This window comes from Niveispirillum sp. GW835-FHT14G11 (assembly GCF_058793615.1).
The window spans coordinates 128,706-154,394 of record NZ_JBXAFZ010000001.1 but is presented as its reverse complement, the minus strand read 5'-3'; the positions used below and the strand labels follow the sequence as shown (position 1 = coordinate 154,394).

Annotated in this window: 22 protein-coding genes and 2 tRNA genes; 10 read left to right on the top strand and 14 right to left on the bottom strand. The window is 65.5% G+C overall.

The window, feature by feature from the left end:
• Positions 1-2 precede the first annotated feature (2 nt).
• The 4 genes from AC1Q7F_RS00780 to AC1Q7F_RS00765 all read right to left on the bottom strand — a co-directional run bounded on the left by AC1Q7F_RS00780 (position 3) and on the right by AC1Q7F_RS00765 (position 7,266).
• Positions 3-695, bottom strand: coding sequence for a response regulator (locus AC1Q7F_RS00780; protein WP_492502815.1), 693 nt, complete (start codon positions 693-695; stop codon positions 3-5).
• Positions 692-3,418, bottom strand: coding sequence for a DUF4118 domain-containing protein (locus tag AC1Q7F_RS00775; RefSeq protein ID WP_492502813.1), 2,727 nt, complete (start codon positions 3,416-3,418; stop codon positions 692-694). Before AC1Q7F_RS00775 ends, AC1Q7F_RS00780 begins: the two co-directional genes overlap by 4 nt.
• 6 nt (positions 3,419-3,424) lie before the next feature.
• A complete protein-coding gene (locus AC1Q7F_RS00770) occupies positions 3,425-4,309 on the bottom strand; it encodes a prephenate/arogenate dehydrogenase family protein (protein ID WP_492502811.1) in 885 nt (294 codons plus the stop codon).
• Positions 4,310-4,410: 101 nt separating this feature from the next.
• Positions 4,411-7,266, bottom strand: a complete 2,856-nt coding sequence (locus AC1Q7F_RS00765; protein ID WP_492502809.1) for a TonB-dependent receptor plug domain-containing protein — start codon at positions 7,264-7,266, stop codon at positions 4,411-4,413.
• A 220-nt stretch (positions 7,267-7,486) separates the two neighbouring features.
• Here AC1Q7F_RS00765 and AC1Q7F_RS00760 point away from each other — a divergent pair, with 220 nt between their 5' ends.
• From AC1Q7F_RS00760 to truB, 3 genes are all read left to right on the top strand, one after another.
• The gene (locus AC1Q7F_RS00760; RefSeq protein ID WP_492502807.1) at positions 7,487-8,530 is read left to right on the top strand and encodes a hypothetical protein; all 1,044 of its coding nucleotides are present in this window, start codon (positions 7,487-7,489) and stop codon (positions 8,528-8,530) included.
• Positions 8,531-8,695: 165 nt separating this feature from the next.
• Positions 8,696-9,163, top strand: a complete 468-nt coding sequence (gene rbfA / locus AC1Q7F_RS00755; protein WP_492502805.1) for a 30S ribosome-binding factor RbfA — start codon at positions 8,696-8,698, stop codon at positions 9,161-9,163.
• Positions 9,153-10,091 carry a tRNA pseudouridine(55) synthase TruB gene (gene truB, locus AC1Q7F_RS00750; protein ID WP_492502803.1) on the top strand — a complete coding sequence of 313 codons (939 nt, stop codon included), beginning with the start codon at positions 9,153-9,155 and terminating at the stop codon, positions 10,089-10,091. The genes rbfA and truB overlap by 11 nt, the downstream gene beginning before the upstream one ends.
• A gap of 3 nt (positions 10,092-10,094) precedes the next feature.
• On the opposite strand, the gene AC1Q7F_RS00745 is transcribed toward truB, so the two are convergent.
• Genes AC1Q7F_RS00745 through AC1Q7F_RS00730 form a run of 4 tightly spaced genes read right to left on the bottom strand, consistent with a single transcriptional unit; the run spans position 10,095 to position 12,318 of the window.
• Positions 10,095-10,505 carry a gamma-butyrobetaine hydroxylase family protein gene (locus tag AC1Q7F_RS00745; protein WP_492502801.1) on the bottom strand — a complete coding sequence of 137 codons (411 nt, stop codon included), beginning with the start codon at positions 10,503-10,505 and terminating at the stop codon, positions 10,095-10,097.
• A complete protein-coding gene (locus AC1Q7F_RS00740; protein WP_492502798.1) occupies positions 10,495-10,695 on the bottom strand; it encodes a Trm112 family protein in 201 nt (66 codons plus the stop codon). Before AC1Q7F_RS00740 ends, AC1Q7F_RS00745 begins: the two co-directional genes overlap by 11 nt.
• A 40-nt stretch (positions 10,696-10,735) precedes the next feature.
• Positions 10,736-11,401 carry an LON peptidase substrate-binding domain-containing protein gene (locus AC1Q7F_RS00735; RefSeq protein ID WP_492502796.1) on the bottom strand — a complete coding sequence of 222 codons (666 nt, stop codon included), beginning with the start codon at positions 11,399-11,401 and terminating at the stop codon, positions 10,736-10,738.
• Positions 11,398-12,318, bottom strand: coding sequence for a tetratricopeptide repeat protein (locus tag AC1Q7F_RS00730; protein ID WP_492502794.1), 921 nt, complete (start codon positions 12,316-12,318; stop codon positions 11,398-11,400). Before AC1Q7F_RS00730 ends, AC1Q7F_RS00735 begins: the two co-directional genes overlap by 4 nt.
• Before the next feature lie 241 nt (positions 12,319-12,559).
• On the opposite strand from AC1Q7F_RS00730, the gene AC1Q7F_RS00725 reads away from it, so the two are divergent.
• Both AC1Q7F_RS00725 and AC1Q7F_RS00720 read left to right on the top strand, forming a co-directional pair.
• Positions 12,560-12,634, top strand: a tRNA-Gly gene (locus tag AC1Q7F_RS00725).
• A gap of 43 nt (positions 12,635-12,677) precedes the next feature.
• Positions 12,678-12,752, top strand: a tRNA-Gly gene (locus tag AC1Q7F_RS00720).
• Between the two features lie 61 nt (positions 12,753-12,813).
• Here the strand turns inward: AC1Q7F_RS00720 and AC1Q7F_RS00715 are convergent.
• From AC1Q7F_RS00715 to AC1Q7F_RS00700, 4 genes are all read right to left on the bottom strand, one after another.
• A complete protein-coding gene (locus tag AC1Q7F_RS00715) occupies positions 12,814-13,335 on the bottom strand; it encodes a GNAT family N-acetyltransferase (RefSeq protein WP_492502792.1) in 522 nt (173 codons plus the stop codon).
• Complete coding sequence (locus tag AC1Q7F_RS00710) at positions 13,335-13,631, bottom strand: type II toxin-antitoxin system TacA family antitoxin (protein WP_492502790.1); 297 nt, start codon at positions 13,629-13,631, stop codon at positions 13,335-13,337. Before AC1Q7F_RS00710 ends, AC1Q7F_RS00715 begins: the two co-directional genes overlap by 1 nt.
• A gap of 199 nt (positions 13,632-13,830) precedes the next feature.
• Complete coding sequence (gene rpmG, locus AC1Q7F_RS00705) at positions 13,831-13,998, bottom strand: 50S ribosomal protein L33 (RefSeq protein ID WP_029012212.1); 168 nt, start codon at positions 13,996-13,998, stop codon at positions 13,831-13,833.
• 141 nt (positions 13,999-14,139) lie between these two features.
• The gene (locus AC1Q7F_RS00700; RefSeq protein ID WP_492502787.1) at positions 14,140-15,693 is read right to left on the bottom strand and encodes a S41 family peptidase; all 1,554 of its coding nucleotides are present in this window, start codon (positions 15,691-15,693) and stop codon (positions 14,140-14,142) included.
• A 237-nt stretch (positions 15,694-15,930) separates the two neighbouring features.
• Between AC1Q7F_RS00700 and AC1Q7F_RS00695 the strand changes: the two genes are divergently transcribed.
• The 3 genes from AC1Q7F_RS00695 to panD are packed head-to-tail and all read left to right on the top strand — an operon-like array spanning position 15,931 to position 18,778.
• Entirely contained in the window at positions 15,931-16,959 is a 1,029-nt protein-coding gene (locus AC1Q7F_RS00695) for a TAXI family TRAP transporter solute-binding subunit (RefSeq protein ID WP_492502785.1), read from the top strand.
• Between the two features lie 10 nt (positions 16,960-16,969).
• A complete protein-coding gene (deoA, locus tag AC1Q7F_RS00690) occupies positions 16,970-18,295 on the top strand; it encodes a thymidine phosphorylase (protein ID WP_492502783.1) in 1,326 nt (441 codons plus the stop codon).
• A 24-nt stretch (positions 18,296-18,319) separates the two neighbouring features.
• Positions 18,320-18,778, top strand: a complete 459-nt coding sequence (gene panD, locus AC1Q7F_RS00685; RefSeq protein WP_492502782.1) for an aspartate 1-decarboxylase — start codon at positions 18,320-18,322, stop codon at positions 18,776-18,778.
• 117 nt (positions 18,779-18,895) lie between these two features.
• Here the strand turns inward: panD and ndk are convergent, their stop codons facing one another.
• Positions 18,896-19,318, bottom strand: coding sequence for a nucleoside-diphosphate kinase (ndk, locus tag AC1Q7F_RS00680; RefSeq protein ID WP_054166643.1), 423 nt, complete (start codon positions 19,316-19,318; stop codon positions 18,896-18,898).
• A 139-nt stretch (positions 19,319-19,457) separates the two neighbouring features.
• Here ndk and AC1Q7F_RS00675 point away from each other — a divergent pair, with 139 nt between their 5' ends.
• Together AC1Q7F_RS00675 and AC1Q7F_RS00670 are read left to right on the top strand one after the other, a co-directional pair.
• Positions 19,458-21,374 carry an ABC-F family ATP-binding cassette domain-containing protein gene (locus tag AC1Q7F_RS00675; protein WP_492502779.1) on the top strand — a complete coding sequence of 639 codons (1,917 nt, stop codon included), beginning with the start codon at positions 19,458-19,460 and terminating at the stop codon, positions 21,372-21,374.
• Between the two features lie 113 nt (positions 21,375-21,487).
• Complete coding sequence (locus AC1Q7F_RS00670; protein WP_492502777.1) at positions 21,488-22,090, top strand: class I SAM-dependent methyltransferase; 603 nt, start codon at positions 21,488-21,490, stop codon at positions 22,088-22,090.
• 287 nt (positions 22,091-22,377) lie between these two features.
• On the opposite strand, the gene ileS is transcribed toward AC1Q7F_RS00670, so the two are convergent.
• Complete coding sequence (gene ileS / locus AC1Q7F_RS00665; protein ID WP_492502775.1) at positions 22,378-25,569, bottom strand: isoleucine--tRNA ligase; 3,192 nt, start codon at positions 25,567-25,569, stop codon at positions 22,378-22,380.
• Positions 25,570-25,689: the final 120 nt, after the last annotated feature.

Below are 25,689 nucleotides of genomic sequence, written 5' to 3'. Positions count from 1 at the left end.
CCTTACTCCGCATCCGCGAACCGGTACCCGATACCCGGCTCCGTCAGCACGAAGACCGGGGCGTTGGGATCATCCTCGATCTTCTGGCGCAACTGGCGGATATAGACGCGCAGATACTGCACCTCCTCCACCTTGGCCGGGCCCCAGACCTCTTTCAGGATCTGGGCATGGGTCAGGATGCGGCCGGCATGCTGGGCCAGCAGGCGCAGCAGGTCGAATTCCGTGGGCGACAGATGCAGGCGCTTGCCCGCCTTCTGCACATGCCGGTTGACCATGTCGATCTCCAGCCCGCCCAGCGCCAGCAGGGGCCGGCCGCCCACCTGCTGGATGGCGTGGCGCTGGGCCGTGCGGATACGGGCCATCAATTCGCCGGCGCTGAACGGCTTGGTGACGTAATCATCCGCCCCCAGATCCAGCGCCAGGATCTTGTCCTGTTCACGGTCGCGGCTCGACAGCACGATCAGCGGCACCGGCCGTTCCCGCTTCAAGGTCGGGATCAGGTCCAGCCCGTCCAGGTCCGGCAGGCCCAGATCCAGCAGGATCAATTCCGGCATCGCCTGCCGCACCACGGACAGCGCCTCGGACGCGGACGTCGCCTCCACCATCTCCCACCCTTCCGGGGTGATGATGGATTTCAGCAGGCGGCGGATCGCCACCTCATCCTCCACGACCAGCAGGCGGTGGGGCCGCGTCATGGCTGTTCGCTCCCGATCAATCCATCGCCGCGCGGGTCGATGGCCAAGGTCAGCTCGAAGCAGGCGCCGGCCTTGCCGTCGGGCCGGTCATGCACCAATAAGGTACCCCCCATGGCTTCCACGAAACCGCGGGCGATGGCAAGGCCCAGCCCGGTGCCGGCGGTGCGATGGTCCCGCGCCTCCACCCGGAAGAACTTGTCGAAGACCTGGGCGCGGGTATCCTCAGGAATGCCCGGCCCCTCATCCTCCACCCGCAGCTTCACATGGGCGGCATCGCTGAGCGCCTGGACGCGCACGGCGCTGCCGCGCGGGGCGTATTTGCCGGCATTGTCCAGCAGGTTGAACAAGGCCTGTTCCAGCAGCAGATGATCGCCCCGCACCAGCGGCAGGTCGCCCGGCATGCGGATATCGACCATATGGCCCGACAGGATGGGCCCGGCCCGCTTCACCGCGCCCGACACCACATCGGCCAGATCGATCGGCTCCCGCTTCAGATCCAGGGCACCCGCCTCCAGCCGCGTCATGTCCAGCAGGTTGCGCACGAAACGGCCCATACGTTCGGCCTCCCCATGCAGGGTTTCCAGCATCTCCGCCGTCTCGGCCGGATCCTGCCGGCCGATGCCGGATTTCAGGCTGGTCACCGTGCCAATGATGGCGGCAAGCGGCGTGCGCAGATCGTGGGACAGCGAGGTCAGCATGGCGGAGCGCAGCCTCTCCGTCTCGCTCTCCAGCTTGGCCTGATCGATGGCGCGGACCAGCTTCACCCGCTCGATGGCCACCGACGCCTGGTCCAGCAGCGCGTCCAGCAGCCGGCGGTCGTCGGGCGTCAGCAGGGCGCCGTTGCCGGCATCGTCATTGCCGATCCCCGCCACGGCCACAGTGGCGCGCTCGGTGCGCAACGGCAGATACAGGCGTTGGGTGCCCGGCAGTGTGGCGGCCCCGCGGCCCGCCGGCTTGCCACTCTCGAACGCCCAGACGGCGGCGGCATGATCAGCGGGGGAGAACTGATCGTCGGGCGGATATGCCGATGCGGGATAGAGGCTGGCGGCATTATCGTCTTGCGCCGGCAGCAGCAGGACCACGCGCAGTTTCAGCATCAAGGCGATCTGGTGGCTGGCCGCCCACAGCAGATCGTCCATGTCGCCGATGCCGGCCAGCTTGCGTGCAAACGCCGACAGCTGCGCCGTGGTCCGCGCGCGCGCCTGGGCGATGGAGGCCTGTTCGCGCACCCGCGCCGTCAGCCGGCTGGTCAGCAAGGCGGCCGCCATGAAGAAGACCAGGGCCCAGATGTTGGACGGGTCGCGGATGGTGAAGGTGTAGAGCGGCGGCAGGAAGAAGAAGTTGTAGGCCGCCACGGCCAGAATGGAGGTGAACAGCGAGGCCACGAAGCCATGCAGCACGGCACTGCCCAGCACCGCCATCAGGAAGACCAGGCTGATATTCTGCACGCCCAGCCCTTCATCCAACAGGATGCCGGCCCCCAGCGCCAGTCCCGTGAACAGGGTCCCGGCCAGATAGGCCTTGTAATCGGCCGGCCGTCGTGGCGGCCTTGTCGTCACGCGCCGGGCGGCGTTGCTGTCGGGATCGGCCTGTTCGCCGGCGATGACATGCACGGAAATGCCTGTGGCCCGGCGCAGCAGATCATGCACAACCGACCCGTTCAGCATCTCGAACCAGCGGGAGCGCTGCGACTTGCCGATGATGATCTGGGTGATGTTATTGGCATGCGCGAAGCTGATCAGGGCGTCGGTCACGGTCCGGCCCGGCAGGGTCAGCGCCTCGCCCCCCAGCTGTTCAGCCAGCCGCAGCGCGTCGGCCACCCGGTCACGGTCGGCCTCGTCCAGGCGCTGGTGACGGGCGGTTTCCACATAGACCGCCGTGAACGGCGCCTTCAGCCGGTCGGCCGTCCGCTTGGCATGGCGGACCAGCCCCAGCGTCGATGGATCGTCGGAGATGCAGACCAGCAGCCGATCTCCCGCCGCCCAGGGCCCGGCGATGGCATGGCTGCGCATATAGGTGACCATCTGGTCATCCACCCGCTGCGCCGTCCGCCGCAACGCCAGCTCGCGCAGCGCCGTCAGGTTGCCGGGGGAGAAATAATGTTTCAGCGCCCGCTGCGCCTGGTCACGGACATAGACCTTGCCCTCTCCCAGCCGCTTGATCAGATCGGCCGGGGTCACATCGATGATTTCCACCTCGTCCGCGCTGTCGATCACCTGATCTGGCACCGTCTCGCGCACCCGGATGCGGGTAATGCGGGCCACCACATCGTTCAGGCTTTCCACATGCTGGACGTTCAACGTCGTCAATACGTCGATCCCGGCCTCGCGCAGTTCCTCCACATCCGAATGGCGCTTGGCATGACGGCTGCCGGGGGCGTTGGTATGGGCCAGTTCATCGACCAGCACCACCTTGGGTCGCCGGGCGATCAGCCCGTCCAGGTTCATCTCCGCCAGTTCCCGGCCGCGATAGGAGGTTGCCTTGCGGGGAAAGACCTCCAGCCCCGCCAGCATGGCCTCGGTCTCCGCCCGCCCATGGGTTTCGACCACACCGACCACGACATCCACCCCCTCATCCTTCAGGGCGTGGGCGGTGCGCAGCATCTCATAGGTTTTGCCCACGCCGGGGGCAGCGCCTAAGAAGATCTTCAGCTTGCCGCGCCGTTCGGCCGACGCCGCCTGCAACAGGGCATCGGGGGAGGGGCGGGCCGGATCGGCGGACATGGACGCTTATGCCTGCTTGGCGTCGATGATGGACCGGCGCACGGCGCGGGTGCGGGTGAACAGCTCATGCAGCTTGTCGCCCTCCCCCCAGCGGATGGCGCGCTGCAGGGCTGTCAGATCCTCCGTAAAGCGCTGGATCACCTCCAGCACCGCCTCCCGGTTGTTCAGGAAGATGTCGCGCCACATGGTGGGGTCGGATGCCGCGATGCGGGTGAAATCGCGAAAGCCGGTGGCGCTGAACCGGATCACTTCGGACTGGAGATGCTCCTCCAGGTCGGTGGCCGTGCCCACGATCGTATAGGCGATCAGGTGGGGCAGATGGCTGGTGATGGCCAGCACCCGGTCATGATGGCCGGGCTCCATGATCTCGATCATCGACCCGCAGCCCGTCCAGAAGGCTGTCAGCTTGTCCAACGCCGCCTGATTGGTGCCGGGGACTGGCGTCAGGATGCACCAGCGTCCCTTGAACAAGGCGGCAAAGCCGCTGTCGGGACCGGAATGTTCGGTGCCGGCCAGCGGATGGCCGGGGATGAAATGCACCCCGTCCGGCACGAACGGCGCGATATCGCGCAGCACCGATTGCTTTACCGATCCGACATCGGTCAGGATGGTGCCTTGCGTCAGATGCGGGCCGATCACGGCGCCCAGGTCGGCGAAGGCGCCGATGGGCGTGGCCAGCACCACCAGATCGCATTGCGACACCAGCGCCGGGTCGGTCCCAGCCTCTGCCGCCAGGCCCAGTTCCAGCACCCGGTCGCACACCGCCTGCGACCGGTCCACGCAGACCACCCCATGGGCCAGCCCCGGATATTCCGCCACGCAGCGCGCGATCGAGGAACCGATCAGGCCGAAGCCGACGATGGCAACCTTGTTGAACAGCGGCGCGGTCATGGGAAAGGGTCCTGAAAGGAAAAGACCGGGGTTCACTATCATGTGAACCCCGGTCCCGTGTAGAGCGGATTAGGCGGAACCGTAATCCGTGGCCGCGACGCTTACATCTTGTAGGTCAGGCGCGCATAGCCGAACTGGCCCGGCGCGTCATAGGTGGTGGGGTCGAAATTGTTCAGGCCGCAGCTGAAGCAGGCCGGCGGGTCCTTGTCGAACAGGTTGTTGACGCCCAGGGTCAGACCGACCTTGTTCTCGAACATCGACGGGAACCAGCTGAACTGCACATCGGTGTAAAGCCGCGCGTTCAGCTTGTTGTCGGCCTGGCTCTCTTCCACGCTCTTCACATAGCGGTTGGTCAGCGAGGCGGAGAAATCGTCCTTGGCCCAATCCAGGATGGCCGTGGCCTTATATTTGGGGAAGGCCTGGTCCGGGCTGCCCTTCTCCGTGCCTTCGCGGTCGATCTTCGTGCTGCCATCGGTGGCGGGCACGGTCTCCGTATAGTTCAGCAGGAAGGTCTGGTTCAGCGACAGGCGGAAGGTGCCGATGTCGGACGCCGGACCCTGCCAGTTGATGGTGAAATCGATGCCGTCGGTATCGATGGCGCCGATATTCTGCAACAGGCCGCTGATCTGGTTGATGGCGCCCGACGCGGTGCGGGTGATGGAAGCGCAGGAGAAGGCGTCGTTATTCTGCTCGCATCGGCCCAGGATGGTGTCCGCACCGATGGGCTGGATCGCATTCTTCAGCGAGATGTCATAGTAATTCACTTCGAAATCCAGCCGGTCGGCCCAGTCCATTTCCCAGGACGGGCTGAACACCCCGCCGAACACCCAGCTTTCCGAGGTTTCGGGCTGCAGATCGTCATTGCCGCCGGTGATCACCGAGAGCTGCGGGTTGGCCTGGACATAAGAACCATTGGCCGGGACGCCATGCGCGATGCAATTGGCGCGGATGGCGGCCGAGGCGGCGGTGCCGCCCGACAGGCCCAGCATGTCGGAGCAGGGGTCCACCAGTTCCTGGTCGAAGCGCGACGGCGTGCCGAACAACTCGCCGATGCCCGGCGCGCGGAAACCCTGGCCCCACGACCCGCGCAGCAGCACGTCTTCCGTCACGCGCCAGTTCAGGCGGCCGCTATAGGTCGTCTCGCTGCCGAAGGTGGAATAGTCGGAATAGCGCACGGCGGCCGAGGCCTCCAGCAGCTTGGCCACGGGCAGGTCCGCCAGCAACGGCACCTTCACCTCGCCATAGGCCTCGTTCACATCAAAGCTGCCCTTGGATGGCAGGGCCGGAATGTCGGAACCCAGGCCGGCAGCCACCACGGCATCCGGCTGGAATTCGCCACGCTGGTCACGATATTCGTAACCCAGTGCCACACCCACCGGGCCGGCCGGCATGTCGAACAGGTCGCCCGACAGGTTGACCGACGTGTCGGCCAGACGCTGCTTGCTGCTGTCCTGCTGGGTGAACAGCACATAATCCATCTGCGCCTGGCTGATGGTGCCGGCGCCGCCGAAGATGTTGAAGGGCACACAGCCGTTCGTGCATTGGGAAACGGGGCCCAGGGCCTGCTGCAAGCGCTGTGCATTCACATTGCCGGTGAATTTCTGCGTGGCGCTGTTGCGGGAGAAGATGGCGTTGACGTCCCAGTACCATTTCTTGTCGCCCAGCATCAGCGACCCGTCCAGCGTTCCGGACACGTACCAGGTGTTCACCTCCTGCTCGTAATGGCGGGGGCCCGCCTCCACGAAGCGGCGGCCGATGAAGGTGTAATTGGCCGGGCCATTGGCACCGCCGGACGACAGGGTCACGCCGAACGGGTTATAGGGGTTGGTGGCGTCGATGCTGATCCGGTCCAGCAGATTGCCATTGCCGGCATCCGGCCCCACGAACAGCGGGATGGGGGCGGCCTGATTGGCGGACTTGCGGTTGTTATAGACGCCCTTCAGGCGGAAATTGATGTCGGGCGTGATCTCCTGCGTCACCGTGAAGAAGGTGCCGATGCGCTCCGACGGGGCCTGGATGTAATTGTAGGGCTGGAAATTGAAACGGTCGGGCGTGGTGAAGTCACGGAAACTGCCGGCTGTCGGGTTCAGCGGATCGAAGACCGGGCGGCCCGCCGTCACCGGATTCTTCAGGGTCAGGTTCATGCCCTCCCCGGTCAGCGGGTTATTGACCAGGAAGCGGCCGTTGGGCGTGCCCGACGAACAGGAGCTGTCGCATTCCGTGACGCCCGGCGTGGGGAATTGCGAGATGGCGCGGTCGCCCGACATCACGCTTTCCTGCTTCACATAGGTCAGGTCGGCCACGATGCTGGTGCCGCCGGACGAGGCTCCCCAGGACAGGTCATATTCCTGCGTGACGCCATCGCCCTCGTCGAACGCCCCGACCTGGGCGGTACCGGCAAAACCGTCCTGCTTCTTCTTGGTGATGATGTTGACCACGCCAGCAATGGCGTCGGAGCCATAGATGGAGGAGGCACCCTCCTGCAACACCTCGATCCGGTCGATGATGCCCTTGGGGATGGTGTTCAGGTCGGTGGAGGACGGTATGCCCGACGCCGACGCGCCATTGACCCAGCGCAGCCCATCGACCAGCACCAGCGTGCGGCGCGAGCCCAGATAGCGCAGATCGACCTCGGCCGCACCGGCACCCACGCCGCCGCCATCGGGCGGGTTGCCGAAATTGCCGCTATTGTTGAACTTGCTGTTCAGGCCGCCGCCGGAGATGGGCAGGCGCTGCAGGATCTCCGCCGTGCTGGACAAGCCGGTACGGGCCATGGCCTCGCTGTCGACCTGCACGATGGGCTGGCTTTGCGTCAGCGGGCTCTGCCGGATACGCGAACCTGTGACGACAATTTCGTCCAGCGTATCCTGGGCAGACGCCGGCAGCACCGGGATCGTGGCGGCCACCAAAAGGGCAAGCGAAGCCGTCCTGCAAAGCAGGTTGTGTTTGGATTGCATGTATGTCCCCTGTCCGAGAAAGGTTTGTTTTTAAACGCGGTTTTTTTCCGCGCGGAACAGGGTTAACAGATTGTGAACCATGGAAGGAAGCCCCCCGATTGCAACGGAATCGTATCGTTGGTCACTGTTTCTTTTCTGCATCTAAACCCTTTGTACCAGCGATTGCCGCCACCGGTGTCAGGGCGCATACTTGGAACCACCCAATAGGGAGGGGGAAATCATGTATAGCGACGAAGAACTCGATGCCGCAGTGACGGCTGGAGTCTTGACCGATCAGAATGTCGACGGCTTGCGGCGCTTCGTGGCCGCACGGCGCGGCCAGATGGAGGCGACGGAGCATGAGCGCTTCCGCCTGCTGACCGGGTTCAACGACATATTCGTCGCCGTCTGCTGCGTCCTGATCCTGGCCGCCGCCGCCTATCTGGGCAGCCGCGTGCATGAGGCGCTGGGGGGTGCAGCCGTGGCGGTCGTCAGCTGGGGCTTGGCCGAATATTTCACGCGCCGGCTGCGTCTGTCGCTGTCCAGCATCGTGCTGCTGATCGGCTTTGCCGGCGGCACGCTGGGCGCCGGATTGATGGCCATGGTCGATCTGCTGGATTTGGAGAATGCCCGCGATCCGGCCGATGTCGCCGGTGCGGTCGCCGTGGCCACGCTGCTGGCCGGGGCCGGCGCCTATGCCCATTGGCGCCGCTTCATGGTGCCCATCACCGTGGCGGCCGGCTCCGCCATCGGCCTGGCCGCCCTATTCGCGCTGCTGCTGGTGGCTGTGCCGTCGCTGAAGGACAGCATCACCGTGCTGGTGCTGGTGGGCGGGCTGGCCATGTTCGCCATCGCCATGCGCTGGGACAGCCAGGACCGGGAGCGCAACACCCGCCACTCCGACGTGGCCTTCTGGCTGCACCTGGCGGCCTCGCCCATGATCATCCACCCCGTCTTTTCCTGGGTCGGCGTCAATGGCGCCGTCCAAATGGTCAGCCCCGGCCTGGCGTTGGCCGCCTGCATCGGCACCTACCTGGCCATTGCCCTGGTGTCGCTGGCCATCGACCGGCGCGCCATGCTGATCTCGGCCCTGGTCTATGTGCTCTATGCCATGGGTCATCTCTTCTCCATGGCCGGCACGGCCAGGGAGATGAACCTGGCACTGGCCGCCCTGGTCATCGGGTCCGGCCTGCTGCTGCTGTCGGCCCGTTGGGAAGCGACCCGCCGCCTGCTGGTCCCGCACCTGCCGGGCAGCATGCGGGAGATGCTGCCCGTCGCGCGGTAAAAAACCGGACCTGTCTGCGCTGGAAGGGGTGTGACACCACCCCTTCCATGCGTAACTTCCTTGCCTCCTCCTTCGCCCGCTATGCTACCCACGGCCCCTTGATCGTAGACGCAGCAGCGCCCGGGTCCGGGGTCCCATCCCCCGCCAGGGCAGAGGATTGAAGTGATGAGCAAGCGACGCGACGGCGGCCACGCCACCAAGGGCCCCAGCCAGCGCCAGTTGCGTGTGGGCGAGGAAATCCGCCACACCCTGGCCGACATCTTCCGCCGCGGGGAATTTCGCGACCCGGAACTGATGGACCTGAACGTCACCGTGTCGGAAGTGCGCATCAGCCCCGACCTGAAGAACGCCACGGCCTTCGTGATGCCGCTGGGCGGGTCCAAGCCGGAACTTGTGGCAGCCTTGAACCGTGCCTCGGCCTTCCTGCGCAGCCATGTCGCGCATGAGATGCGCCTGCCCTATGCCCCGCGCCTGTCGTTCCAGCTGGATACCAGTTTCGACTATGCGGAGAAGATCGACCGCATCCTGCATGACCCGCATGTCGCCCGCGACATGAGCGGGACCCGCAAGCCCGGCTATGCCGACGCACCCGATGATGAGGAAGAGGGCGGGGACGAGAACCATGGCGCGTAAGCGCAAGGGCGTTCCCCGTCACGGCTGGCTGGTGCTGGACAAGCCCGGCACCATGACCAGCACCCAGGCCATGGCGAAGGTGCGCTGGATGATGAATGCGGAAAAGGCTGGCCATGGCGGCACGCTGGACCCCATCGCCACCGGCATCCTGCCCATCGCCTTTGGTGAAGCGACGAAGACCGTCCAATATGCCATGGACGGGCACAAGACCTATCGTTTCGTGATGAAATTCGGGGAGACGACGGACACCGACGACCGTGCCGGCCAGGTCATCGCCACCAGCCCGGTACGCCCCACGGACGAGCAGATCGAAAAGGCCCTGGAAGGTTTCCAGGGTCTGATCAGCCAGGTGCCGCCGCAATATTCCGCCATCAAGGTGGATGGCGAGCGTGCCTATGACCTGGCGCGTGAAGGCGAAGCGGTGGAACTGGCCGCCCGCATGGTGCGTATCGACGGGTTCCACCTGACCGGCCGGCCCGACCTGGACCATGCCGAGTTCGAGGTGGAATGCGGCAAGGGCACCTATATGCGCTCGCTCGCCCGTGATCTGGCGCTGGCCGTGGGCAGTGTCGGCCATATCACGGTGCTGCGCCGGCTGTCGGTGGGGCCGTTCAGTCTGGCCAATGCCGTGACCCTGGAACAGTTGGAACGTATCGTGGCCGAGGGCGAACCCGACAGCCTGCTGATGCCCGTAGCCGCCCCCCTGGACCGGCTGCCGGCCATTGAGCTTAGCCAAGCGGAGGCAGACCGGCTGCGCCATGGCCAGGGTGTATCGCTGCTGCGCCAGGGCGACCTGGCACGGCTGGAGGCGCTGCGCGATGCCGGTGGCGAGGATGCAACGGCGCTGGCCGTCTCCGACGGCCGTCCGGTGGCACTGGTCAGGCTGGAGGCCGGGGAAATAAGGCCGGCGCGGGTGTTGAACCTGTAGCGCCTATCTGGCCAAGCCCTTCGCCGCCAGCGCAACCAAGTACATCTCCCACAGCGCGTCGCGTTCCCGCCCCAGTCGGTGCAGCAGGGTCCAGCTGTAGATGCCGCTGTCATGCCCGTCATCGAAGGTCAAGCGCACGGCGTAATTGCCCACCGGATCGACCTGGGTGATGGCCACATGGCGCTTGCCCGCCACCAGTTGCTTCTGCGCCGGGGTGTGGCCCTGCACCTCCGCCGACGGGCTTTCCACCCGCAGGAACTCCGCCGGCAGGTCGAACCGGCTGCCATCGTCGAAACTGACGCACAGCACCCGCTCCGCCCGGTTCAGGCGGAGTTCCGTGGGCCAGTGCCGGGTGCCACCGGCTTCGCTGACGAACCGTTCCTCAAACGCCCCGGGGGCCATCTCAGGCCGCATCGTCCAGGCGCCGCGCCTCGTCCACCAGCATGATGGGAATGCCGTCGCGGATCGGATAGGCCAGCTTCGCCTGGTCGGAGATCAGTTCCTGGGCCTCGGCATCATAGCGCAGCGGCGCCTTGGTCAGCGGGCAGACCAGGATTTCCAGCAGGCGCGGATCGACGCGGGCGTGGGATGCGGTATCGGTCATCGCGGGCTTCCTTTTTGAGTCAAGTCTCAAGCGTCAACTATCAATGGCGAGCGGAACCACCACCGCCATCGCCATCCTCATGCACGGCCATCTCCACCAGCGCCAGCAGCAGGCGGGCGCGGCTGTTCACGTCCGGGCTTTCCAGCAGGGCCTGCTTCTCCGGCGCGTCGAAGGGGCAGATCATGGACAGGGAGGTGACCAACCGGTCCAGCGGCGCCTGGGACACCGACTCCCAGTTGGCGCTGATGCCTTGCTGCTTGAAATAGGTCCGCAAGACGCCATCCAGCTGCGAGCGGTCCAGGTCGCACGGCCCATCCGCGTCCAGGTCCGCCGCGAACGGCGACCAGTCGGTGATGGCACGGCGATAACCGCGCGTGGTCGGCACCTCGCCTGTGATACGGAAGCGGCTGATCCCCGTCAGGGTGATCAGAAAGCGGCCATCGTCGGTCTCGTTGAAGCTGGTGATGCGGCCGGCGCAGCCAACCTCATATAGCGGCGGGTGGTTGCCCGCCCCGCCATCGCGCGGCTGCACCATGCCGACCAGCCGGTTGGTGGCCAGCGCATCCTGCACCATGTTCAGATAGCGCGGTTCGAAGATGTTCAGCGGCAGCTTGCCCTTGGGCAGCAGCAGCACCCCCGTCAGAGGAAAGACGGGGATGGTCTCCGGCAACTGGTCATGCGGCAGGTCGAACGGATTCTGGCTCATGAGAACAGCAGCGAGGACAGCTTGCGGCGGGCCTGGATGACCAGCTTGTCGGTGGGGCCCATCGCCTCGAAGATCTTCAGCAACTGGGCACGGGCGGCCTTGTCATTCCAATCCCGGTCGCGCTTGACGATCTCCAGCAGCGCTTCCACCGCCTGCTCATTGCGGCCGGCGGCGAACAGGGCCAGGGCATAATCGTAGCGCGCCTGATGGTCGGCCGGGTCGGCATCCACAGCGGCCTTCAGCGCATCCAGCGGACCGGCATTGGCCGCCTGTTCCGCCAGTTCGATCTGCGACTTCACGGCGGCCAGATCGGGCGACTTGGCGATGGCGGCCGGGGCGTCGGCGATCATGCCCTTGGCGGCATCGGCCTCGCCCACGGCCAGCAGGCAGCGGATGACACCGGCATAGGCGGCGGCGTTCTCCGGCTCCTCCGCCAGCACCTCCTGGTAGATGGCGGCGGCTTCCTGGGCGTTGCCCCCTTCCAGCAGCGCCTTGGCCTCGCCCAGAATGGCGGCGATGTCGATGGCGCCCGGCGCGCCCGACAGCTTCACCAGCCGTTCGATGAAGGTCTTGATCTGGCTTTCCGGCAGGGCGCCCTGGAACCCGTCAACGGGGCGGCCCTGGAAGAAGGCATAGACGGTCGGGATCGATTGCACGCGCAGCTGGCCGGCCACGGCCGGGTGCTTGTCGGTGTCGATCTTCACCAGCTTGACGGCACCCTTGGCCGCGGTGACCGCCTTTTCCAGCAGGGGGCCCAGCGTCTTGCAGGGGCCGCACCAGGTGGCCCAGAAATCGACGATGACCGGCACCGTCTGCGATGCCTCGATGACGTCGGCCATGAAGCCGGCATCGCTGCCATCCTTGATCAGGTCAGCGGCGGCGGGCTTGGGCGCAGGATTGGGCGTGGGGGAAAACATCGGAGCTTGTTCCTGGATCGGGTGATCGTTCATGGCCCCCATCGGTGCGGGAGCGGTCATGGGCTTATATAGAGCGGCGGCACGCCCGCGGCAAACCTCCCGATTGGGTGCCATGCATGGACAGGAGGCCCCATTCCGGGAAAAGCGGCAAGGGGGCCAAAAAAAGTCCTTGCATGGCAAAGTTTGATGGCTATATTCCGCGCTCACCGCCGGGGACGACCCGGACGGAGTTCGGAAATGGGCGGGCGTAGCTCAGGGGTAGAGCACAACCTTGCCAAGGTTGGGGTCGAGGGTTCGAATCCCTTCGCCCGCTCCAGTTCCGAAATACCCACTGCCGCAAGGCAGGCCTGTCTGGTGATGCGGGCGTAGCTCAGGGGTAGAGCACAACCTTGCCAAGGTTGGGGTCGAGGGTTCGAATCCCTTCGCCCGCTCCAGACAAAATAGAATGCATGCATCGAAATAGCCGCCCTCCGGGGCGGCTTTTCGCATTTCCGGTCAAGCCCCATCGATCATGGCTGCCACGGACCGCATGGGCAGAATCAGGCGCATCGACTCCGGCAGAGGGATAAAGCCGTGAGCCGCGTAGAAGGCGGCAGCCGTACTGTCCAACGCATCAACAACGATCATGCTGGATCCCACGGTGGCCGCGCTCATAAAGGCGCGCTCAACGGCATCCAGCAACAAGACAGAACCCAGTCCCCTTCTTCTATGATCCAATGATATGGCCAGACGCCCGATCAAGGTTGCACTGACCAACGGATAGCGTGGCAAATGGCGGCGTGCGGCATCCGGCACATCCCCAGGCGCCAGCGCCGTGGCACAAAGCGTGTAGAATCCGACGACACGCTCAGGCACCGATATATCCGTCATCACGAAGACGGCATTCGCCTTGCGCCGCACATCCTGGCCCGCCTGTTCATGCAGGTACCGGTCCAGCACCTCCTGTCCACACCGGAAGGCCAGCCGATCATGGATCGACGCCAGGGACTGGATACACAGATCGGGGGCCAAGGCCATTAAGGCACAACCCGCTGCCGATGCTTCTTGAAAGCCCGACGCAGCCGGTCATTGACCGGGGGTGGGTTGACCAGCACGTCGAAGAACACTTCCCGGTCAGCATCGGAAAGGTTCAGCATCTCATGCACCGCAATGGCGCGGCGTGCGGCGTCCGTCAAGGCTGACAGACAGAAATCTGTCACCTTACGCCGCTCCAGCCGCGCCGCTCGCTCGATAAGCTCCTTGGTGGCTTCATCAACGCGGAAGCCCAACCTTTCCGCCTTCTGCTGCGGACGGATCGCTGTCTTCTGGTCCATAACGACTCCGCGGATTGCTGGAAACCCCACCCAGGTTTGTACATCCATTTGACACACATGGCAATCCTGAAGCCCACACCTCGCTTCAACACCCCAGCCCCACATGCAAAAACCCCCGCCGGGCGTACCCGGCGGGGGTTTTCTGAAACCATCGCGGCACCAAGACACCGCATAAGAAAGGATCATCCCTGACGGGAGATCACTTCATCTTGGATTCCTTGAAGGCGACGTGCTTGCGAGCCACCGGATCATACTTGTTGAATTCCAGCTTCTCGGTCGTCTTGCGGGGGTTCTTCTTCTTCACATAGAAGTAGCCCGTGTCGGCGGTGCTCACCAACTTGATCAGCACGGTGTTCTGCTTAGCCATGATACCCTACCTGCGTCTGACTTGCGGCCACCGCAAGGACGCGCGGCCGATCCATAAAAAACGTTTCCGCCGGGAACGGACCCCCGGACGGCACAGCGGCGGAATCTACGCATCCGCCCCCGTCTGTCAAGGATAAAGACCCTATCTCTCCGCAACGTTGATGTGCCGGGATGCAAGGGCTTGGCGGTAAAGGCCCACATCTTCCAGCAGCGCGCGGGCGAGCGACAGGGTGGTGGCTGTCGCCGCCACGCTGTCGGCGGGTTTGGACGGGCAGGACGCCCGCAGTTGGGCCATCGCCTCGGCATCGTCCGGGGCGGCCAGCCGGTGGCGGGATAGAATCGCCTGTTCGCCGCGATCACCACGCCCCGCCTCGACCAGCAGCGACTGGACATTGGCGCCGGGCAGCGAGGTGCAGAGGCTGGGCAGCACCCCCTGCCCGTCGAAACTATAGCCGCTGGGCGCGTAGATCCGGCTCCAGGTGATGAACAGTTCCCCGCCATTGGGCAACTGCGTCACATGCTGCACGCTGCCCTTGCCATAGCTGGAGGAGCCGACGACCAGCGCCCGGCCGGCATCCTGCAGGGCCGCCGCCACGATCTCCCCGCTGGACGCGGTCTGCCCGTCGATCATCACGACCAGCGGCAGGTCCGGGAACATGGTGGTGGGCTTCTGCGCCTCGAACCACTGGATGGAGCTGGGGTTGCGGCCGCGGGTGGTGATGATGCGGCCCTGCGGCACGAACAGGTTCACCACCCCCACCGCCTGCACCATCACCCCGCCGGGATTGCCGCGCAGATCCATGATGACGCCGCGCAGCGGACCCTTGTCCAGGTAACGCTGGATGGCTTGGCGAACATTGTCCTGGGTGGCGTTGTTGAACCGTTCGATTCGCACCGTGGCGACGCCGTCGGTCAGGTTCGCCTGCACCGTATTGGGCACCAGATGGCGGCGGCGGACGGTGACGGTGCGCGGGCGCTGTTCGCTGCTGCCCACCTTCATCTCCACCCAGCTGCCTTCCGGCCCCTGGATCAGGGATGAGAGCCGCTCATAGGGCAGGCCGATGGCGCGCACGCCCGCCACTTCGAAGATGCGGTCGCCGACGCGCACGCCGGCGCTGGCCGCCGGCCCGTCGGCCACCATGTCGGAGATTTCAAAGAAACCGTCATTGGACCGGATGCCCACGCCGATCCCGTCATAGCCTTCGCGCTGTGTCCGCTCGCCCTGGGCACGGTTGGGCTCGGCATAGCGGGAATAGGGGTCCAGGTCGACCATCATGCCGTCGAACATGTCGCGCCACACCGCCTCCCGCTGCTTGGCGGCGATGGCGGGCGACGCGGCGGCGATGGCGCGCAGCATCTCCGCCGTGGCATTGGCCCAACGTTCGGGGATCGTGTCGGTTGGCAGGGTGATGCGCGACAGTTCCACCCCGTCACGCGTCAACAGCAGATGGCCCTGCACCTGCGCGATACCCAGGGTCCGGTCGGCCGAGGCCACGCGGCGCAATCCATCGCCCAGCAGGTCGGCCATGATGGGCGGTTTCAGCGCATTGTCGATAATGGGGCGGAAGGCGACGGAGAACAGCTGTTCGGCTGTCAGACTGGATATCGCGGGCAGGACCTGCTGTTCGGCCCGGACGGCGGCGGCACCGCCCAGAAGGCTGAAGACAACCAGCAACGGCCCGAACCGTGATGCCATGCGCGTTTCCCCCGTCGGGCGTCGTCTCGATGGCGACGCTTCCTCTGATGACAGAGTGCCGCAGGCGGATGGGCGCGTAAAGCCCATGTACCGACCAAAAGGCTAGGACAAATCCATCCCAAAGACATGAATCCCTGTGGCAACAGCACCGGGATTTCGATCTGCCATGGCATAGGCGCATTTGACAGGCAGGCTGGAATGACGTGAATAAACCTAAACTTGGTAGGCGTTGGTGCCATGTCCCCCAAATACTGGTTCGTTCCTCTGTTGGCCGTGCCCTTGATGGCATTGGCGGCGCTTGGCCGCGCCCCGGCCAATACGGAAAGTGCCGTGCGCTATCTGCGCATCGCGGCCGATCCGTCGGGGGAACGCGGTTTCGATGTCGGGGCGGCGCTGGCCTCCATGCTGTCGCGGCCGCCGGGCATGCCGGCCTGCGCCGACGACCGGGCCTGCGGCGTGCCGGGACTGGTGGCCGTGACCCAGAGCCTGCCCGACCGTCGCGACATTGTGGAAGCGGTGGCGTCCGGCGCAGTGGAAACCGGGCTGGCACCCGCCGACCGCATCTATGCCGCCCGCTGCCTGCCGGCGCCCGGCGCCAAGCCGGCGGAGCTGACCATTCTGGGCGAGATCTATAGCGAGGCGCTGCATGTGCTGGTGCGGGGCGATAATGGGCCCGCAGATATCGGCCAGTTGAAGGGCAAGCGTGTGGCCATCGGTGCCGCCGGGTCGGACGAACGCCGGCTGGCCGAGCGCATCCTGTCCGCCTATGGCCTGCGCCGGCAGCAGGTGCGGACAGTGGAGATCGGGGGCGAGCAGGCGGCCCTGGCGCTGGCCGATGGCCGTATCGATGCCCTGTTCCGCATCGCCGCCACCCCGGACCCGGTGGCCGCCATGGCCGTGGCGGCGGGTGCCAAGCTGCTGCCCGTGACGGGTGAGGCGGCGGGTCGCCTGTCGGGCCTGCACCCGTTCGGGGCACCCGGCCAGATCGCCGCCGGCACCTATGGCGCCGACCAGGCCGATGTGGCCACCATGATGCAGCCCGTGGCCTGGATCGCCGGCCGCAGCCTGGACCCCGCGCTGGCCGCCAAGCTGACGGCCGCCCTGGCCAGCCGGGCGAATCGCGACGCCCTGCATCGTCAGGACCCGGACATGGTATTGCTGCGCCCTGCGGCATTTCGCATGTCGGCCCCCCTGCACCCGGCGGCCGGAACACGCTATGGTGTGGATCCCATCGCCATGGCCTGCCCAGGCCAGAAGCCCCGCTGAGCGTTCCCCCATGTTCCTGCCGCAGGAGATCATTCGCCACAAACGCGATGGGCATGCCCTGTCGGCGGCGGAGATCGGCCATTTCATCGCCGGCCTGACCGACGGGTCGGTGACGGAGGGCCAGGCCGCCGCCTTCGCCATGGCCGTCTATTTCCAGGGCATGGACAGCGCGGAACGCGTGGCCCTGCTGCAAGCCATGGTGGAGTCGGGCACCATCCTGGACTGGTCGCGCGAAGGGCTGGGCGGCCCGGTGCTGGACAAGCATTCCACCGGCGGGGTGGGCGACAAGGTCAGCCTGCTGCTGGCCCCGATCATCGCATCCTGCGGCGGCTATGTGCCCATGATCTCCGGCCGGGGGCTGGGCCATACCGGCGGCACGCTGGACAAGATGGAATCCATCCCCGGCTATGACGGACAGCCGGACCTGCACCGGTTGAAGACCATGGTGCGCCGCGTCGGCTGCGCCATCGTCGGCGCCACGGCGGAGATCGCGCCGGCCGACCGCCGCCTCTACGCCATCCGCGACGTGACGGCGACCGTGGAAAGCGTCGATCTGATCACGGCCTCGATCCTGTCCAAGAAGCTGGCGGCCGGTTTGAACGCCCTGGTGTTGGATGTGAAGTTCGGCTCCGGCGCCTTCATGGAAAGCCAGGACAGCGCCCGCAACCTGGCCGACACGCTGGTGCGCACGGCCGTGGGCGCCGGCCTGCCCGCCCGCGCTCTCCTGACCGATATGGGCCAGGTGCTGGGCCGCAGCGCCGGCAATGCCCTGGAATTGCGCGAATGCCTGTCCATCCTGGCCGGCGGGGCGGCAGAACCGCGGCTCTGGCGGGTGACGAAGGCGCTTTGCGTGGAACTGCTGGTCCTGGCCGGACTGGCCGTGGATGCCGCCGGTGCGGGGGCGCTGGTCGATCAGGCGATATCCACGGGGGCCGCCGCCGACCGCTTCGCCCGCATGGTGGCCGTGCTGGGCGGGCCGCCCGACCTGATCGAACGGCCCGACCGGCATCTGGCCACCGCGCCCGTCATTCTTCCCGTCTTCCCCGACCGGCCGGGATTTGTCACAGGCCAGGATGTGCGGGCCCTGGGACTGGCCGTGGTGGCGCTGGGCGGCGGGCGCACCCGGCCGCAGGACGGCATCGATCCGCGTGTGGGCCTGGACCGGGTGGCCCCCATCGGCGCCGCGGTCGGACCCGACAACCCGCTCTGCCTTGTGCATGCGGCGGACAGGGCTGCGGCGGATGCGGTGGCGTCGGCGATCCGGAACGCTTATGTGATAGGGCAAACCGCCGCGGCGGCCGCCGACCCGGTGGCCGGAACGATCGGCGGGCCTTGAGGACCGCATCAGACCGGAGTGCCCATGATCAAGATCGTCCGCGCCAAGTTCCACGGTATTCGCGTCACCGGTGCCGACCTGAACTATCACGGTTCCATCACCCTGGACCCGGAGCAGTGCGCGTTGGCCGGCATCTACCCGCTGGAATTCGTGGAGATATGGAACAAGAGCAGCGGTGCCCGCATCTCCACCTATGTGATCTTCGGGGAACCGGGGTCCAAGGCCTGCGTCCTGAACGGTGCCGCCGCCCGCACCTGCCAGAAGGGGGACGAGGTGATCATCGCCGCATCGGCCAGCATCACCCCGGACCAGCTTTATGCGATCAAGCCGAAGGTCCTGACCTTCCACCCTGACAATTCGGTAGACCGTGTGCTCGAATATGACGTGTTCAAGGGACCGGAACGCGATTTCGACTTCCGCACCCTGGACATCACCGACGGCCGTGACGCGGCGGTGGAACTGTCGGTGCCGATCCGGAATTGATGCGGTTGGGCGGCGGCGATTGCCGCCCCCTTTATGACCCAAAACAAAAAACCGCCCGTGGTTTCCTACGGGCGGTTTTCGATCACATTCCTGGCGGAACATCCACCGCGGCTGAAATCAGCCGACGATCTCCGTACCGGCGAAGAAATAGGCGATCTCGATCTTGGCATTGTCCAGGCTGTCAGAGCCATGGACGGAATTGGCCTCGATGCTCTCGGCGAAATCCTTGCGGATCGTGCCGGCGGCGGCGTTGGCCGGGTTGGTGGCGCCCATGATCTCGCGGTTGCGGGCCACGGCGTTCTCACCTTCCAGAACCTGCACGACCACCGGGCCGGAGATCATGAAGGACACCAGCTCGCCGAAGAACGGACGCTCACGGTGGACGTCATAGAACTGCTCGGCCTGCTGCTTGGACAGCCAGACGCGCTTCTGGGCAACGATGCGCAGGCCGGCTTCTTCGAAGCGGGCGTTGATCTTGCCGGTCAGGTTGCGGCGGGTCGCGTCGGGCTTGACGATCGACAGCGTCCGTTCGACAGCCATGGGTATCTCCATAAGACATAAGGCTTGAAACTGCGGGGGCTTATACAGGGGGCCCCGCCTTGCCGCAACGCCGAATCCGGCGGGCCATGTATGCGTCCCGCTTCTGCGTTTGGCTGCTTTATGCTATGGGGCGGGCATCATGCTGCAGATCACCGACCTTACCTATCGCATCGCTGGCCGCCTGTTGCTGGACCAAGCCTCCGTCACCCTGCCCGCCGGCCATCGCGTGGCGCTGGTGGGACGCAACGGCACGGGCAAATCCACCCTGCTGCGCCTGATCGCGGGCGAAGTGCAGGCCGATGCCGGGTCCATCACCCTGCCCACCGGCCTGAAGATGGGCTGGGTGAAACAGGAAGCGCCGGGCAGCGAGACGACGCTGATCGATGCGGTGCTGGCCGCCGATACCGAACGCACCGCCCTGCTGGCCGAGGCGGAGACGGCGACCGATCCCCTGCGCATCGCCGAAATCCACCATCGCCTGTCCGATATCCAGGCCCATTCGGCCGAAGCCCGCGCCGCCCGCATCCTGTCGGGCCTGGGTTTCGACGCCGAGGCGCAGCGGCGGCCATGCAGCGACTTCTCCGGCGGCTGGCGCATGCGCGTGGCGCTGGCCGGCGTGCTGTTCGCCGAACCCGACCTGCTGCTGCTGGACGAGCCGACCAACCATCTGGACCTGGAAGCCACGCTGTGGCTGGAAGAGTACCTGCGCAATTATCCGCACACGATGCTGATCGTGTCGCATGATCGCGGCCTGCTGAACCGCGTGCCGACCAGCATCGTGCATCTGGATCAGTTGAAGCTGACCGCCTATGGCGGCAATTACGACCAGTTCGTGCAGATCCGCACCATGCGGATGGAGCACGCCAAGTCGCAGGCCGCCAAGCAGGACGCCCAGCGCGCCCACCTTCAAGCCTTCGTGGACCGGTTCCGCGCCAAGGCCAGCAAGGCCACCCAGGCGCAGTCGAAACTCAAAGCGATCGAACGGCTGGGACCGCGCATCCAGGTCATCGACGACACGCCCGTCAATTTCAACTTCCCCTCCCCCGACGAGCTGGCCCCGCCCCTGATCCGGCTGGATGATGTCTCCGTCGGCTATGGCGACCGGGTGGTGCTGAAGCGGCTGGGCCTGCGCATCGATGCCGATGACCGCATCGCGCTGCTGGGCGCCAACGGCAATGGCAAGTCCACCCTGGTCAAGCTGCTGGCCGGGCGCCTGGGTACCATGGCGGGGGAGATGTTCCGCTCAAGCAAGCTGCGCGTCGGGTACTTCGCGCAGCATCAGGCCGATGAGCTGAACCTGGGCTGGACGGCGCTGCAGCAGATGCAGGCGGTGATGCCGGCCGGCACGCTGGAAGGACAGGCGCGGTCGCATCTGGGCCGGTTCGGCTTCAACCAGCCCAAGGCGGATACCAAGATCTCGTCCCTGTCGGGGGGCGAGAAGGCCAAGCTGCTGCTGGCCATGATGACGCGGGATGCGCCGCATATCCTGATGCTGGACGAACCGACCAACCATCTGGATATCGACAGCCGCGAGGCGCTGGTCGAGGCACTGAACGAATATGAGGGCGCGGTCATCGTCATCAGCCACGATCCGCATCTGGTGGAACTGACCGCCGACCGCCTGTGGCTGGTGAATGACGGGACGTGCAAGCCGTTCGAGGGCGACCTGGAAGATTACAAGCGCCTGCTGCTGGAGAAAAGCCGGGCAGAGCGGGCGGCCGCCGCCGGCGTGGGCGGCGGGGCCGGGGCCGAAAAGTCGGGCGGGCGCGAGGCGCGCAAGGATGAACGCCGGGCGGCGGCCGAGCTGCGCCAGCAACTGGCCCCCCTGCGCCGGCAGATCGAGGCCATTGAAAAGAAGATGGCCCAGTTCACCAAGCGCAAGACGGAGATCGAGACCAAGCTGGCCGATCCCAAGCTGTATGAGGGCCCGTCGGAGAAGGTGACCAAGCTGCAGATCGAATTGGGCACCGTTGCCAACGATCTGGACGCGACGGAACTGGAATGGCTGGACCTGTCCGAACAGATGGAAACGGCGCTGGCGGCCGGCGCCGTGTAAGCCCACATACGATGGGGTGCGGCGACGCATCCCAGGCTTGTCACGGAGCCGTCGTTGCATTGCGGTAAACGGCGTGCCATGTCTGAAGCCGGCATCACGGCCAGGTTGAGAGAATGATCCACAGCCACGCCACCCTTCGCACCCACAAGGAAGCCAGCGCTGCCTGGCTATTCTTCAAGCGCTGGCTGGCCAACCCGCTCAGTATGGCGTCCATCACGCCGTCGGCCCCGTCCCTGTCGCGCCTGATGGCCGAACAGATCACCCGCGAACCCGACGAGGTGGTGGTGGAATTCGGTGCCGGCACCGGTGCCGTCACCCGCGCCATCCTGGAGGCGGGCGTGCCGGCCGACAAGCTCTATACGGTGGAGCGCGACCCGGAACTGGCCGCCTATCTGCGCCGGCACCTTCCCGGCATCCATGTGCTGGAGGGCGATGTGGCGGATATCAACGCCATGCTGCCGGAAGAGGTGCGGGGCAAGGTGGGCACCGTGCTGGTCTGCCTGCCCATGATCCTGATCCCGGTGGAGGATCAGCGCGATATCGTCGATGCCATTTTCGACATCATGCCGCCGGGCCGCGCCTTCTACGCCTATACCTACTCCGCCCGCTCCCCGCTGCGGCGCAAGGCGCTAGGCCTGAAGGGAAGGCGCGTCGGCTTCACCATCGCCAACATCCCGCCGGCCAGTGTCTGGCGGTTCGTGCGTGAAGGGGCGTAAGGGCAGAGGCAAAGTCCGGGCGGCGAGGTCTGGGCTGTGACAGTTCCATCAAAATCCAGCGTCACCCCGGCGAAAGCCGGGGCCCAGCGCAGAGCGGCGTCTGCCGCGACAAGACTCATATCGGCGCTGATCGCGCCTGACACTGGGCCCCGGCTTTCGCCGGGGTGACGGTAGAGAAAGCTAACCCGACAGTGCCCAAGAGTTCCGCACAGATAATGCGTCTGTAGGCGGAAAGCGGAGTGAAGGTGGAGGGAGATCGCACATTCAACAGCCATCTCCCCACACAATCACGCTTTGGCCAGCGCCAACGACACCGACGTCCCCGACAGATCCACCGACACCGCACCCTCGGGCAGCGTCGCCGGATTGACCGTCAGCGACAAGGCCAGCGTCTCGCGCTTGATCGTCTCGGCATGCGTGGTCAGGGCGTCGGCAATGGCGTCCGGCACCTGGGCCGTGATGGTGATGCGGTCCGTGACCTGGAAGCCCGAATCCTTGCGCGTGGACTGTACCGCGCGCACGAAGTCGCGGGCCCAACCTTCGGCCTCCAGCTCTGCATCCACGGTCACGTCTAGCACGACGACACCCTTGCCGCCGGCGAAGCGGGCGGCATGGGTGCCTTCCTTGGCCTGGACGCGGATGTCAAAATCACCCGCTTCCAGCACGACGCCGGCCAGTTCGACGGTGCCATCGCCCTTGTCGGTCCAGTTGCCGGTCTTGCTGGCGGCCATGACCTCCTTCATCTTCGGCCCCACCTTGGGACCGACGATGGCGGCATTCACGGCCAACTGGCGCGTGCCGACGAGCGAGATGTCGGACGACACCACCACCTGCTTCACATTGACCTCATCCGCGACCAGGGCGCCCAGCACCGTATCGAACTGGCCCTTCAGCCGGTCGGCGTCGGGATGGACGATGGTCAGGGTGCGCAGCGGCAAGCGGATACGCAGTTTCTTGGCTTCACGCAGCGACATGGTGGCGGCACAGATTTCCCGGACAAGGTCGATCTGGCTGGTCAGTTCATGGTCGGACGGCAGGGACGACACGTCGGGCCAGTCGGCCAGATGCACCGATGCCTCACCCGTCAGCGCCGTATAAATCCGCTCCGTCACATGCGGCAGCAGGGGGGCCAGCGCCTTCACCGCCGTCACCAGACAGGTGTACAGCGTATCATAGGCGTCACGCTTGTCCTGGCCATCGCCCTCCCCCGCCTCGCGCCAGAAGCGGGAGCGGGAGCGGCGGATGAACCAGTTGTTCAGCGCGTCGTAATAGCCGGTGATGATCGCATAGGCGCCGGGCAGGTCGTAGGCATCCATCCGCCCTTCGATGCCTTCCACCAGTTCCCGCGTCTTGGCCAGGATATAGCGGTCCAGCAGGCCCTTCTGGTCGGCGCGGATCGTCCCCTTCACCTGATCGATATTGGCGTAGAGCGTGAAGAAGCTGTAGGCGTTCCATAGCGGCAGCACGCCCTGACGCAGGGCCTGGGCGATGCCGCGCGCATCCTTGGGCATGGCCAGATCGCCGCCCACCATCAGGGGGCTGGATACCAGATACCAGCGCAGGGCGTCGGCACCCTGGTTGTTCAGCACTTCCACCGGGTCGGGATAGTTGCGCAGACGCTTGGACAGCTTCTGCTTATCCTCGTCCAGCACGACGCCGTGGCAGATGACGTTCTTGAACGGCGCGCAGTCGAACAGGGCCGTGGACAGCACCATCAGCGTGTAGAACCAGCCACGCGTCTGCGCCACATATTCGACGATGAAATCGGCGGGGAAGGCGGCTTCGAACCGTTCCTTGTTCTCAAACGGGTAATGCTGCTGGGCGAACGGCATGGAGCCCGATTCGAACCAGCAATCCAGCACATCCTCCACCCGGCGCATCATCGACTGGCCGGTCGGATCGTCGGGGTTGGGGCGGACCAGATGGTCGATGGCGGGGCGGTGCAGGTCGGTGACCTTCACCCCGAAATCGCGTTCCAGTTCCGCGATGGAGCCATAGACGTCGATGCGCGGATAGCGCGGGTCATCGCTGCGCCAGACCGGGATGGGCGAACCCCAGAAGCGGTTGCGGGAGATGTTCCAGTCACGGGCATTGGCCAGCCAGTTGCCGAAGGACCCATCCTTCACATGGCCAGGGATCCAGTTGATCTGCTGCTGGTTCAGCTCGACCATCCGGTCCTTGAACTTGGAGACCTCGACATACCAGCTATTGACCGCCTTATAGATCAGCGGCTCGTCCGTGCGCCAGCAATGCGGGTAATTATGCAGGTACGTCTCGTGCCGCAGCACGACACCGCGCGCCTTCAGGTCCTGGATGATCGGCTTGTTGGCCTCGATCACATTCAGGCCGACATAGTCGGACACTTCCGCCGTAAAATTACCGGCCACATCCACCGGCACCTTCACGGGCAGGCCATGGGCCTTGCAGACGGCCAAGTCGTCTTCACCGAAGCCGGGCGCCATATGCACGATGCCCACACCGTCGCCCGTGGTGACGAAGTCCGCCACCAGGATCTGGTGCGCCTTCTCCAGCCCTTTGAAATAGGGGAAGATCGGCTCATAGGTGCGGCCGCGCAGGTCTTCGGCCGACAACGTGCTTTCCTGCTCGTACCCGTCCAGTTCCTTGGCGTATTTGCCAATCGCGTTGGTAGCCAGGATCAGCCGGTCATCGCCCTTGCGCATGACCGCGTACTCGATCTCCGGACCGATGGCGAGTGCCAGGTTGGACGGCAGGGTCCAGGGTGTGGTCGTCCAGGCCAGGATGTCCAGCGCGCCAGCATCGCCATCACGGGCATCCAGGCGGAAGCGCACGGTCAGGGCCGGGTCCTGGCGCTCGCGGTAGGAATTGTCCAGGCGGGTCTCGAAGTTCGACAGCGGCGATTCTACGGCCCAGCTGTAGGGCACGACGCGGTAGCCCTCATACACCAGCCCCTTGTCCCAGAGCTGCTTGAAGGCCCACATCACGCTTTCCATGAACGTAATGTCCATGGTCTTGTAATCGTTCTGGAAATCGACCCAGCGGCCCTGGCGCGTGACGTAATATTCCCATTCCTGGGTAAAGCGCAGCACCGAGACCTGGCAGTGGGCGTTGAACTTGTCGATGCCGTATTTCAGGATGTCGTGACGCCCGGAAACGCCCAGCTCCTTCTCCGACTGCAGCTCCGCCGGCAGGCCGTGGCAGTCCCAGCCGAAACGGCGTTCGACCTTGCGGCCCTTCATGGTCTGGTACCGCGGCACCAAATCCTTCACGAAGCCCGTGACCAGATGACCATAATGCGGCAGGCCGTTGGCGAACGGCGGGCCGTCATAGAAGACGAACTCGTTATGCTTGCCGTCCTTTTCCAGCGGGCGGAAATCCACCGAGCGCTGGAAAACCGCGTTCTCCTTCCAAATCCGCTGCACCTCTTCCTCGATCCGGGGGAAATCCGGGTTGGGTTCGGCGGCGGGATAGGGCTGGAAGGGCGCAGTGGACGCGGTCATGGGACACCATCTCGTTGGCAATGCCCGACGGGGCGCGGATCACTATCCGCGCCTGTGGGAAACTCTCATGTAGCGGTCGGGAAAGGCCCTGTCCAGGATGGCCGGGTGCAAGGCACGCCT

Bases quoted from the DNA above. Each gene is read 5' to 3' on its own strand.
- AC1Q7F_RS00780 (WP_492502815.1), bottom strand. From the start codon at position 695: ATGACGCGGCCCCACCGCCTGCTGGTCGTGGAGGATGAGGTGGCGATC.
- AC1Q7F_RS00775 (WP_492502813.1), bottom strand. From the start codon at position 3,418: ATGTCCGCCGATCCGGCCCGCCCCTCCCCCGATGCCCTGTTGCAGGCG.
- AC1Q7F_RS00770 (WP_492502811.1), bottom strand. From the start codon at position 4,309: ATGACCGCGCCGCTGTTCAACAAGGTTGCCATCGTCGGCTTCGGCCTG.
- AC1Q7F_RS00765 (WP_492502809.1), bottom strand. From the start codon at position 7,266: ATGCAATCCAAACACAACCTGCTTTGCAGGACGGCTTCGCTTGCCCTT.
- AC1Q7F_RS00760 (WP_492502807.1), top strand. From the start codon at position 7,487: ATGTATAGCGACGAAGAACTCGATGCCGCAGTGACGGCTGGAGTCTTG.
- rbfA (WP_492502805.1), top strand. From the start codon at position 8,696: ATGAGCAAGCGACGCGACGGCGGCCACGCCACCAAGGGCCCCAGCCAG.
- truB (WP_492502803.1), top strand. From the start codon at position 9,153: ATGGCGCGTAAGCGCAAGGGCGTTCCCCGTCACGGCTGGCTGGTGCTG.
- AC1Q7F_RS00745 (WP_492502801.1), bottom strand. From the start codon at position 10,505: ATGCGGCCTGAGATGGCCCCCGGGGCGTTTGAGGAACGGTTCGTCAGC.
- AC1Q7F_RS00740 (WP_492502798.1), bottom strand. From the start codon at position 10,695: ATGACCGATACCGCATCCCACGCCCGCGTCGATCCGCGCCTGCTGGAA.
- AC1Q7F_RS00735 (WP_492502796.1), bottom strand. From the start codon at position 11,401: ATGAGCCAGAATCCGTTCGACCTGCCGCATGACCAGTTGCCGGAGACC.
- AC1Q7F_RS00730 (WP_492502794.1), bottom strand. From the start codon at position 12,318: ATGTTTTCCCCCACGCCCAATCCTGCGCCCAAGCCCGCCGCCGCTGAC.
- AC1Q7F_RS00715 (WP_492502792.1), bottom strand. From the start codon at position 13,335: ATGGCCTTGGCCCCCGATCTGTGTATCCAGTCCCTGGCGTCGATCCAT.
- AC1Q7F_RS00710 (WP_492502790.1), bottom strand. From the start codon at position 13,631: ATGGACCAGAAGACAGCGATCCGTCCGCAGCAGAAGGCGGAAAGGTTG.
- rpmG (WP_029012212.1), bottom strand. From the start codon at position 13,998: ATGGCTAAGCAGAACACCGTGCTGATCAAGTTGGTGAGCACCGCCGAC.
- AC1Q7F_RS00700 (WP_492502787.1), bottom strand. From the start codon at position 15,693: ATGGCATCACGGTTCGGGCCGTTGCTGGTTGTCTTCAGCCTTCTGGGC.
- AC1Q7F_RS00695 (WP_492502785.1), top strand. From the start codon at position 15,931: ATGTCCCCCAAATACTGGTTCGTTCCTCTGTTGGCCGTGCCCTTGATG.
- deoA (WP_492502783.1), top strand. From the start codon at position 16,970: ATGTTCCTGCCGCAGGAGATCATTCGCCACAAACGCGATGGGCATGCC.
- panD (WP_492502782.1), top strand. From the start codon at position 18,320: ATGATCAAGATCGTCCGCGCCAAGTTCCACGGTATTCGCGTCACCGGT.
- ndk (WP_054166643.1), bottom strand. From the start codon at position 19,318: ATGGCTGTCGAACGGACGCTGTCGATCGTCAAGCCCGACGCGACCCGC.
- AC1Q7F_RS00675 (WP_492502779.1), top strand. From the start codon at position 19,458: ATGCTGCAGATCACCGACCTTACCTATCGCATCGCTGGCCGCCTGTTG.
- AC1Q7F_RS00670 (WP_492502777.1), top strand. From the start codon at position 21,488: ATGATCCACAGCCACGCCACCCTTCGCACCCACAAGGAAGCCAGCGCT.
- ileS (WP_492502775.1), bottom strand. From the start codon at position 25,569: ATGACCGCGTCCACTGCGCCCTTCCAGCCCTATCCCGCCGCCGAACCC.